General features: G+C 69.8%; 5 protein-coding genes. 2 read left to right on the top strand and 3 right to left on the bottom strand.

Features of this window, described 5'->3' with window-relative positions:
* Positions 1-206 precede the first annotated feature (206 nt).
* Entirely contained in the window at positions 207-2939 is a 2733-nt protein-coding gene (locus G3573_RS06260) for a TonB-dependent receptor (RefSeq protein ID WP_163260201.1), read from the bottom strand.
* Between the two features lie 285 nt (positions 2940-3224).
* Between G3573_RS06260 and G3573_RS06255 the strand changes: the two genes are divergently transcribed.
* Positions 3225-5258 (top strand): glycoside hydrolase family 97 protein, encoded by a 2034-nt coding sequence (locus G3573_RS06255; protein ID WP_240454541.1) that lies wholly within the window; start codon positions 3225-3227, stop codon positions 5256-5258.
* 230 nt (positions 5259-5488) lie between these two features.
* Positions 5489-7864 (top strand): glucan 1,4-alpha-glucosidase, encoded by a 2376-nt coding sequence (locus G3573_RS06250; RefSeq protein ID WP_163260197.1) that lies wholly within the window; start codon positions 5489-5491, stop codon positions 7862-7864.
* 194 nt (positions 7865-8058) lie between these two features.
* Here the strand turns inward: G3573_RS06250 and G3573_RS06245 are convergent, their stop codons facing one another.
* Both G3573_RS06245 and G3573_RS06240 read right to left on the bottom strand, forming a co-directional pair.
* Complete coding sequence (locus tag G3573_RS06245) at positions 8059-9069, bottom strand: LacI family DNA-binding transcriptional regulator (RefSeq protein WP_163260195.1); 1011 nt, start codon at positions 9067-9069, stop codon at positions 8059-8061.
* Between the two features lie 98 nt (positions 9070-9167).
* Positions 9168-10481: a sugar MFS transporter gene (locus G3573_RS06240; RefSeq protein WP_163260193.1), complete on the bottom strand. Its 1314-nt coding sequence runs from the start codon at positions 10479-10481 to the stop codon at positions 9168-9170.
* Positions 10482-10515 lie beyond the last annotated feature (34 nt).

Below are 10515 nucleotides of genomic sequence, written 5' to 3'. Positions count from 1 at the left end.
GAGGCCAGCAGGGCGGCGGCCAGGGCCGCGCTCGCGGCCGTGCGCCAGGTGTAGGACTTCACCATAGCTCCCTCCCGATCGCGGCGTTTGACGCCGGCTTGCGGGCGAGCGGGCCCTTGCGCGGGGCCCGCTGGCGCGAAAGCCGCGGACGAAAAGGGCCCCCCGGCCGGAATCGACCGGCTGGGGGGCCCGAACGCGGACTGGACTTAGAAGCGGTAGTTCACGCCCAGCATGTAGGTGCGGCCGTAGCGCTGGAAGTCGGTGACCTGGCGCGAGTCGTTGTTCTGGTAGGTGGTGAACGGCTCGTCGGTCAGGTTGTTGGCCTGGAACAGGACCGACAGGCCTTCCATCGGGCCCTCGCCGAAGCGGTAGCCGATCTGGGCGTCGATCACGGATTCGGCGTCCACGAAGCGCTGGGTCCGGCCGTTGCCGAAGCCCGACACCTCGCCCAGGAACTTCGACCGGTAGCGGTCGCTGATCCGGGCCTCGAAGCCGTTCTTCTCGTAGTAGATCGTCGTGTTGATCACGGTGTCCGACAGGCCCGGGATCGGCGTCGCCGGGTCGCCCGGGTTCGGCTTGATCGAGCTTTCGGTGAACGAGGCGCTGCCGCTGACGCCGAAGCCGTCGAGGATCTCGGCGAACATGCCGAACGGCACCGAGGCGGTCAGCTCCAGGCCGTAGATCTTCCCGCCTTCGCCGTTTTGCGGCGTGGTCAGGTAGCCCTCGTGGAGCGTCGGCGGGGTCGGCCCGGTGTAGGCGACGCCGCTGAAGTCGTAGAGCTCCGAGCGGTCGTAGACGTAGGTCTTCAGGTCCTTGTAGTAGGCCGCCGCCGAAACGTAGGCCTTACGCCCGAAGTACTTCTCGTAGGAGACGTCGATCGAGTCGGCGAGCCACGGCTTCAGTTCCGGGTTGCCGCCGTTGGCGCTCCACGGCGAGTTGGCGAGGGACGTGCTCGTCGCCTTGCCCTGGTCGTAGTTGAACTGAACGCTGGCGCGCATCTGGTCCATGCGCGCGCGCGCCATGGTCCGGGCGGCGCCGAAGCGCAGCAGCTGCTCGTTCGGCAGGGCGAACGTCAGGTTCAGGCTCGGCAGGAAGTTGGTGTACTCGTCGCCGCCCGACAGCGGACGGGTGTAGATGGAGCCGCCGGGGCCAGGCGAGCCGATCGCGCCCAGCGCGTCGGAGCTCTGGTCGGTGTTGACCATCTGCAGGCCGATGTTGCCGGTCACCGGGACCCCGCCGACCATGGCGTCGATGTCCGCCTTGACGAAGGCGACCGAGACCTTTTCGTCGACGCGCCAGCTCTTCACGGCCACGTCGGCGTTCGGGTTGGCGACCCGGCTGTAGACGCCGCTGTTGATCAGCGCCATCGGGTCGTAGCTGACCATGCCGGGGATGCCGATGAAGTCGAGCGCGGTGGTGCCGGTGATGGCGCTGGCCGGGATCGGCACGCTGGCCGGGTGGCCGGCGACCTTCAGGAACCACTCCTCGTTGTCGAGGGTCTTGGTGCGATCGGTCAAGTTCAGGCCGAACTCGACGCTGTCGAACCAGTCGTTCTCCAGCTCGCGCTTGGCGCTGACGCGGGCGGCCCAGAGCTTGTCCTCGGTCGAGGGCATGTTCAGGTAGCCGTCCTGGCCGCCTGGCAGGGCCGAGTTCGAGCCCCAGCCCTGCGGCATGGTCAGCTTGATCAGGTTCGGGTCGGCGTAGTTGATGTTCGAGGAGAACATCGCCCGGCCGTCGTCCATCATGTTGAAGTCGATGGTGGCGGTCGCGCCGACGCCCGGACGGCCGGTGCCGGAGTAGCTCTCCAGGACCATGTCCGTGCGGTCGACCTTGGACAGGCTCAGGTCGACGACCGCGGTCCAGTGGTCTCCCATCTGCGCGGTGGTGTTCCAGCCGACCGAGGCCAGGGTGGCGTCGCGGGTGTTCATGTCGTTGCGGACCACCGCGCCGACGCCGGTGAAGGTGCCTTCGGTCACCATGCCGTTGTCGGTGGTGTAGCCCGGGGCCAGGGACGCCGACGACCAGTAGAGCGGGAACTCGATGCCCTTGAGGTTCTGGGTGTCGCTGAACTCGGAATAGAAGACGTCGATGGTGTGGGTGGCGCGGGCGTCCGGCTTGATCTCCAGCGTGCCCATGACGCTGTCGCGTTCCAGCTCGCCCGACATCACGTACGGCTTGGCGCCGCCGATCACCACGTTGTTCGCGTCGGCGTTCGGATAGCCCCAGGCGTTCCAGCGCTCGGATTGATACGGCGTATTGATGTGCGAGTAGCCGAGCGCCAGGCCCAGCTTACCGTCGAAGTACTGGTCGATGTAGGAGACGCTGTAGCGCTGGCCCTTGTCGGTCGAGCCGGCGGCCAGGGCGCCGATGTCGTTCCACTCGTAGCGGTAGCCGGCCGCGATGGCGCGCTTGCCGTATTCCAGCGGGCGCACGGTGCGCATGTCGGCGGTGCCGGCCAGGCCCTGGCCCAGCAGGGCGGCGTCCGGGGTCTTGTAGACCACGACCGAGCTCAGCAGCTCGGACGGATACTGGTCGAACTCGACGCCGCGGTTGTTGCCGGTGGTGACCTGCTCGCGGCCGTTCAGCAGCGCGGTCGAGAAGTCCGGGGCCAGGCCGCGGATGCTCAGCACCTGGCCGCGACCGTCGAGGCGCTGCAGCGCCAGGCCCGGCAGGCGGCCGATCGACTCGGCGATCGACACGTCCGGCAGCTTGCCGATGTCTTCGGCGGAGACGACCTCGACGATCGAGGACTCTTTCTTCTTCACCGCGATCGAGCTTTCGATGCCCGCGCGGATGCCGGTGACGACCACTTCGTCGACGTTGGACGCTTCGGACGCGTCCTGGGCCTGAGCCACGCCGGCCCCCGCCAGCAACAGCACCAGGCTGGTGGCCGCGCCGCCCATTAGGCGCGCGCGGTTACGCTTGAAACTCGCTGTCATGTTCCCCCCTTGCGACCGGGCGCAATCTCGCGCTGCAGTTCCGGCCGTCTGCCGCAAACTATTGCAAGTTTTTCACAAACGGCAATTGCAAAATTGCAACGCTTGCAGCGGCATGGCGTGCGATCTGTTGCCGCACATGGTTATCCATAAGAGTGAATTGGCGTTTTTCCGCCTTTTGCGACTGGAAAACCCTGCGTTGACACCTCGGTCGCGGCTTTGCAAAATATTGCAAACGCGATCTTCCGCCGGTTTCGGCCGGCAGGGGGGCGCATGGGGGGACTGCACATGCTCCGGCTCTTCGCCCTGGTGGGCGCGTTACTGCTCGTGTCGACGCCGAGCCTCGCCCAATCCAGCGCCCCCGCTCACGCCGCCTCGCCCGGCGCCGTGCTCAGCGTCGAGCTCACCACCGACGGCGACGGCCGGCCCAGCTACACGGTCGCGCGCTACGGCAAGCCGGTGATCCAGCCGTCGCGGCTGGGCTTCCTGTTGGTCGACGCGCCGAAGCTGGAGCGCAACTTCGCGGTGGTCGGCCAGAGCACGCGCTCGTCCGACACCATCTGGGAGCAGCCGTGGGGCGAGCGCCGCTTCGTGCGCGACCGCTACACCGAGCTGCGCGTGAACCTGGCCGAGCGCGGCGGCCTCAAGCGCCGCCTGGACGTGGTGTTCCGCCTCTACGACGACGGCCTGGGCTTCCGTTACGAGTTCCCCGACCAGCCGTCGCTGAAGTCCGTGCGCATCGCCGAGGAGCTGACCGAGTTCAACCTCGCCGACGCCGGCACGGCCTGGTGGATCCCGGCCGGGGAGTGGAACCGCGAGGAGTACCTCTACAACCGCACCGCCATCGACCAGGTCGGCGCCGCCCAGACCCCGATGACCGTGCGCACGGACGCAGGCCTCCACATCGCCTTCCACGAGGCGGCGCTGGTCGACTACGCCGGCATGAACCTGACCCGGGTGGAGGGGCGCCGCTTCAAGGCCGCCCTGACGCCGGGCCTCGACGCCGCCAAGGTGGTGCGCGAGGCGCCGTTCCCGACGCCGTGGCGGACGATGCAGATCGCCGACAGCGCCGGCGGCCTGGTCATGTCCGACCTGATCCTGAACCTGAACGAGCCCAACAAGCTGGGCGACGTCTCCTGGTTCAAGCCGACCAAGTACGTCGGCATCTGGTGGGAGATGCACCTCGACAGGTCGACCTGGTCGACCGGGCCGAAGCACGGCGCCACCACCGAGAACGCCATCCGCCACATCGACTTCGCCGCGAAGAACGGCTTCGGCGGCGTGCTGATCGAAGGCTGGAACCAGGGCTGGGACGGCGACTGGTTCGGCGCCGGCCAGGATTTCAGCTTCACCAGGCCGGCGCCCGATTTCGACCTCGAGCGCGTGGCCGCCTACGCCAGATCCAAGGGCGTGCGCCTGATCGGCCACCACGAGACCGGCGGCAACGCGGCGGTCTACGAAAGCCAGCTGGAAGACGCGCTGGACCTCGACGCGCGCCTGGGGATCGACACGGTCAAGACCGGCTATGTCGCCGACGCCCGCGGCGCCCAGGTCATGGGCGACGACGGCCTGGTCCACTTCGCCTGGCACGAAAGCCAGGCCATGGCCCGCCACCACCTGCGGGTCGTGACCGAGGCGGCGGAGCGCCACATCGCCATCAATCCGCACGAGCCGATCAAGGATACGGGCCTCAGGCGCACCTATCCCAACTGGATCTCGCGCGAGGGCGCGCGCGGCCAGGAGTACAACGCCTGGGGCCAGCCCGGTAATCCGCCCGAGCACGAGACCAACCTGGTGTTCACCCGCCTCCTGGCCGGGCCGATGGACTTCACCCCGGGCATCTTCGGCATGAAGACCCGCTCGCCCGACGGCGTGCCCACCACCTGGGCCAAGCAGCTGGCGCTCTACGTGGTGATCTACAGCCCGATCCAGATGGCCGCCGACCTGCTGGAGAACTACGAGGCCAACCCCAAGCCGTTCCAGTTCATCAAGGACGTGCCGACCGACTGGGCCGACACCCGCGTGCTGAACGGCGAGGTCGGCGACTTCGTCACCATCGTGCGCAAGGACCGCCACAGCGACGCCTGGTACCTGGGCGCGATCACCGACGAGAACGGCCGGGTGCTCGACGCGCCGCTGGGCTTCCTCGACCCGGGCCGCAAGTACAAGGCACAGATCTACCGCGACGGCCCGAACGCCAACTGGAAGACCGCCCGCGAGGACATCGTCGTCGAGGAGCGCACGGTCACCAGCGCCGACACCCTGACCCTGAACCTCGCCCCCGGCGGCGGCCAGGCCATCCGCTTCGTGCCGGTGCGGTGACGAGGAGCCGAGGGGGCGTCGCATGCGGTCAGCAATTCAACCGTCACCCTCGGGCTCGTCCCGAGGGCCCATGGCGCCGACGCGCGACGTCGGTGGTGGGGCGCTGCGCCTGAAACTGCGGGCGGTGCTGCGGCTGAACGATGGGCCCTCGGGACGAGCCCGAGGGTGACGAATTGATTTTTCCAACGAAGCACTTCCGCCTGCTACGGCTGAAGCTCAGCGAGGTCCTGATGCGCCGTCTCTCCGTTTCCGCCGCCGCCCTGACCGCGGCCGCCGCGCTCGGCTCGCCCGCCCTGGCCGCCACCGGCACGGTCCCGCCGGCGCCGCAGGCGCCGACCACCTGGGCCTACGCCGCCAAGACCGGGGTGGGCGCGTCCTACGAGGCCTATGTCGACGGGGCCTACAAGGACGGCGGCCCGACCGGGACCGTCTCCAAGGTCTGGTACTCGATCGCCGACGGCGTGCTGACCGAGACCATGTACGGCCTGATCCACCAGGCGCAGATCAAGCAACTGCGCTTCGCGGTGATGACCCCGACGGGCCTGGCTGTCGAAGGCGTCGACACCACCTCGAAGACCGAGTTCCTGCACGTCGACGCGGCCGGCCGGCCGCTGTCGCCGGCCTACAGGATCACCACCACCGACAAGCAGGGCCGCTTCGAGATCGAGAAGCGGATCTTCACCGACCCGGACCGCCAGAGCCTGTTCCTGCGGGTGACCGTGCGCGCCCTGAAGGGAAGCGCCACGCCCTACCTGCTGCTGGAGCCGCACATGGCCAACACCGGCGGTAACGACGCCGGCGGCGCCAACGTCGGCTGGCTGACGGCGAACGACGGCGGCGTGTTCCTGACGCTGAAGCCCTCCCGTCCCTTCACCAAGGCCAGCGTCGGCTGGATGGGCGCCTCCGACGGCCTGACCGATCTCGCCGACGGGAAGATGGACAACGCCTACGCCACCACCGGCGCGGCGCGCGGCGCGATCATGCTGACCGGCCAACTGCCGACCGTGAAGCGCGGCGAGCAGACCTTCGACTTCGCCATCGGCTTCGGCCCGGACGCTAGCGCCAGCGCGGCCTCCGCCGACGGCTCGCTGAAGACCGGCTACGCCGAGGTGCTGGCCCGCTTCAACGGCGAGGGTGACCGGGTCGGCTGGGAAGACTACCTCGCCTCGCTGACCGAGCTGCCGCGCCTGCGCGAGGCGTCGACCGACGGCGGCAAGCTGGTCCAGGCCAGCGCCCTGGCCCTGAAGGTCCAGGAGGACCGCACCTACGCCGGCGCCCTGATCGCGTCGCTGTCCAACCCGTGGGGCGACACGGTCTCGGCCGAGAACCCGTCGACCGGCTACAAGGCGGTCTGGCCGCGCGACTTCTACCAGTGCGCCATGGCGCTGGCCGCGCTCGGCGACCGGCAGACCCCGCTGGCCTCCTTCCGCTACCTGCCGCGCGTCCAGGTCGGGCCGAACACGCCCAAGTACCGCGGCGGCGCGGGCGGCTGGTTCCTGCAGAAGGCCGAGGTCGACGGCACGCCGGAGTGGGTGGGCGTCCAGCTGGACCAGACGGCCATGCCGATCATGCTGGGCTGGAAGCTCTGGAAGCTGGGCTGGCTGCCCGAGGGCGACGTGACGGCCTCCTACCGCTCCATGCTGAAGCCCGCGGCCGACTTCCTGGTCGACGGCGGCAAGGTCGACATCGACTGGAACCATGAGACCATCGTCCCGCCCTTCACCCAGCAGGAGCGCTGGGAGGAGCAGCCGGGCCACTCGCCCTCGACCACGGCCGCGGTCATCGCCGGCCTGACCGTCGCCGCCGACATCGCCGACCAGGCGGGCGACCCGGCCTCGGCCGCGCGCTACCGCAAGGCCGCCGACGACTATTCCGCCAAGCTTGAGGCCCGGCTGTTCACCACCGCCGGGGCGCTCGGCGACGGGCGCTACTACCTGCGCATCAACCGGACCGAGGACGCCAGCCGCCCCAGCACCATCGAGGTGCGCAACGGCCAGGGCGAGCCGACCGCCGACAAGGTGTTAGACGCCGGCTTCCTGGAGCTGGTGCGCTACGGCGTGCGCCGGGCCGACGACCCGCACGTGCTGGCCACCCTGCCGGAGCTGGACGACCAGGGCCGCGAGGACGTTTCGCGCGTCCACTACGACTTCCGCCTCGACGGCCAGACCTATCCGGGCTGGCGCCGCTACGGCACGGACGGCTACGGCGAGGACACGGCCAACGGCGCCAACTACGGCGCCGGCGGCCAGATGCACGCCGGCCAGCGCGGCCGCGTGTGGCCGATCTTCACCGGCGAGCGCGGCCATTACGAGCTGGCCGCCGCCGGCCTGAACGGCGCGCCCGACGCCGCGGCCATCGCGCGGATCCGCAAGACCTACGTGGCCGGCATGGAGGCCTTCGCCAACGACGGGCTGATGCTGTCCGAGCAGGTCTGGGACGGGGTCGGCCACCCCACCTCGCACGCCGAGGCCCTGGGCGAGGGGACGAACTCGGCCACCCCGCTGGCCTGGTCGCACGCCGAATACGTCAAGCTGCTGCGCTCGGTCAGCGACGGCGTAGTGTGGGACAGCTACGCCCCGGTGAAGGCGCGGTACGGGGCGAAGTAGGCGAGGGCGGCGCATCAAGATCTCCCCCCGAGCGGAGCGCTGGGGGGAGCAGGCGGCGCAAGCCGCCGTGGGGGGCTCCAGCGGAGCGCGACCTGTCCGTCGCAACCGGCGTCAACGGGGCGCCAAGCTGGAGCCCCCTCCACCGCTTCGCGGTCCCCCTCCCCCACCGCTTCGCTCGGGGGAGGATCTGGGGCCTACCGCCCCGCCGTCGACCCCCGCTCGATCACCTTGAAGTCCAGCAGCCGGGCCGGGGCCGCGCCCTCGCGCGCCTCGCCAGAGATGATCAGGTCGCAGGCGGCCGCGGCCATCTGGAAGATCGGCTGGGCGACGGTGGTCAGCTGCGGCCATACGGTGAGGGCGGCGGGCGTGTCGTCGAAGCCGGCGATCGACAGCTGCTCCGGCACGCCGATGCGCAGGCGGCCCGCCGCGGCCATCACCCCCAGCGCCATGTCGTCGTTCGAGGCGAAGATCGCGCTGGGCCGATCATCGGCGTCGGCCAGCAGCTCCTCAGCGCACGTGAAGCCCGACTGGAAGTCGAACCAGCCCTGCTTCACCCGCCCCGGCCGCGGCGTCAGGCCGTGCGAGGACAGCGCCGCCAGATAGCCCTCGTGGCGCAGGTGCGAGGCGCCGTGGTTCGGGTGGCCCTGGATGAAGCCGATGTCCTTGTGGCCCAGCTCGATCAGCCGCCGGGTCATCTCGAAGGCCGCGCGCCAGTCGTCCATGCCCACGCGCGCGGCGCGGTCGGGCTGGCGGTCCGGGGCGACGCGGACATAGGGCGTGCCGCTCTTCTCCAGCACGTCCAGCACCCGCTCGTCGTCGCAGACCGGCGGGGTCAGGATCACGCCGTCCAGGCGCAGGGTGGAGACGATCTGGCGGACCACCCGTTCCAGGTCGGGGCTGCCGGCGTCGACCGGCTCGATGGTCAGGTGGTAGCCGCTCTCGCGGCAGCGCGAGACCGCGCCCAGTTGGATGTCGCTGACATAGGCCGGGCTCGGGTTGTCGAACAGCAGCCCGATCAGGAAGGAGCGCGCGCCGGCGAGGCTGCGGGCCGAGAGGCTGGGCTGATAGTCCAGCGCGTGGACAGCCGCCATCACCCGCTCGCGGGTCTCCTCGCGCACGTTCGGCTCGCGGTTCAGCACGCGCGAGACGGTCTTGATCGACACGCCCGCCCGCTCGGCGACTTCGATGATGGTGACCGACGCCACGAAAGTCCCCCTCTCACGAAACGGGCCCGCTGCGCGTGTGCGAAGCGGGCCCGCTCGTCGTCTCAAGGCTTATCAGCCGTGCGGCTGAACCGCCAAGCTCACTGAGCCGGCAGCGGCGCGGCGACGGCCGAGACCGGCGCCGGGCGGCTGGCGACGCGGCCGTAGACGGCGATCCACAGGTAGCAGACCGCCGGGAGCAGCAGGGCCAGGTGCAGGCCGTACTGGTCGGCCAGGGCGCCGGTCGCCAGCGGGATGATCGCGCCGCCGACGATGGCCATGCACACCAGGCCCGAGGCCTGCGGGGTCTTCTCGGCCTGGCCTTCGATGGCCAGGGTGAAGATGGTCGGGAACATGATCGAGTTGAACAGGCCGACCGCCACGATGGTGTAGGCGGCCGCGGCGCCGGTGCTGAAGGCCGAGGTCGCCGCCAGGCCCGCCGCGCCCAGCGCGAACAGGCTGAGCAGCCCGCCCGGCTTCTTGGTCAGCCACAGCAGGAATCCGCCGACGAAGCGGCCGATCATGGCGCCGCCCCAGTAGAGGGCGACCGTCTCGCCGGCCTTTTCGGCGGTGAAGCCGACCGTGTCGGCCGACATCAGGTAGTTGGCCATCAGGCTGCCGATCGACACCTCGGCTCCGACGTAGATGAAGATCGACAGGGCCCCCAGCGCCACGCGGTTGTTGCCGAGCAGGGCCAGGGTCTCGCCCAGGCCCACGGCCTTGCCGGGCTTCGGCACGGCGGTGGTGCGGCGCGCGAACCAGAACACCAGGGCCAGTACGGCCAGGCCCGCGGCGATCATCAGGAACGGGGTCTGGGTGGCGGCGGCTTCCTTGACGCGCAGCGCAGCCAGCGCTTCGGGGGCCATCTTGCTGGCGTCGGGCAGGGCGACGACGCCGCCGGCCAGGATCAGCGCGGCGCCGACCTTCGGGCCGAGGAAGGTGCCGAGCGAATTGAACGCCTGGGCGAAGGTCAGGCGCGGGTGCGAGGACTCCGGCTTGCCCAGCAGCGCCATCAGCGGGTTGGCCGCGACCTGCAGCAGGGTGATGCCCGAGGCCATGATGAACAGGGCCAGCAGGAAGCCTTCGTAGACGCCCATCCGCGCCGCCGGGGCGAACATCAGGCAGCCCGCCGCCGTCACCACCAGGCCGACCACCACCGAGCGGATGTAGCCGAGCTTGCTGAGAATGAAGCCGGCCGGCACCGACATGATGAAATACGCCGCGAAGAAGCAGAACTGGGTCAGCATCACCTCGGCGTAGGAGAGCGCGAACAGGCCCTTCAGCTTGGGGATCAGGGTGTCGATCAACACCGTGGCGAAGCCCCACGCGAAGAAGAGCATGACCACGAAAGGCACCAGCCAGGCCACGCCCTTGCCGGACTGGCCGCCGGTCGCCGGAGCGCCTGCGTATTCCATCTTGTTTCCCCCGGGTCCGGTCGGCCGGACCTCT

This window comes from Caulobacter sp. 17J65-9, assembly GCF_010975005.1.
GTDB lineage: Bacteria > Pseudomonadota > Alphaproteobacteria > Caulobacterales > Caulobacteraceae > 17J80-11.
Note: the sequence above shows the minus strand (reverse complement) of the source record. Positions and strands in the feature narration are given on the sequence as shown.